The organism is Saccharothrix sp. NRRL B-16314 (assembly GCF_000716595.1).
Lineage (GTDB): Bacteria > Actinomycetota > Actinomycetes > Mycobacteriales > Pseudonocardiaceae > Actinosynnema.
The window spans coordinates 1-301 of sequence record NZ_JNXC01000251.1 but is presented as its reverse complement, the minus strand read 5'-3'; the positions used below and the strand labels follow the sequence as shown (position 1 = coordinate 301).

The following is a 301-nucleotide window of genomic DNA, read 5'->3' as shown; positions in this document are numbered from 1 at the left end:
GCGGGCTCGCCGGTGCCCTGGCCGGCCTCGCGAGCAGCTGCGCCGTGCCGTGTGAGATGACGGTGGACGTACCAGGCCGGTGCGCCGCCTCCGTCGAGGCCACCGCATACTTCGTGGTAGCCGAGGCTCTCTCCAACGTGACCAAGCACAGCAACGCCGCGAACGCCGTGGTCGAGGTGGCCAGGCAGGGCAGCCGGCTGCTGCTGCGGATCAGCGACGACGGCCAGGGGGGCGCGGACGAGAGCAAGGGGTCGGGCCTGGCCGGTATCCGCCGGCGGATCGAGGCTTACGACGGGCGTTT

1 protein-coding gene is annotated in these 301 nt (G+C 72.1%); it reads left to right on the top strand.

Annotated features, from left to right (window positions below; all coding sequences use genetic code 11):
- Nucleotides 1-113 precede the first annotated feature (113 nt).
- Nucleotides 114-301: ATP-binding protein (locus tag OQ02_RS46565; RefSeq protein ID WP_442973749.1), on the top strand; the 188-nt coding region annotated here is incomplete at its 3' end.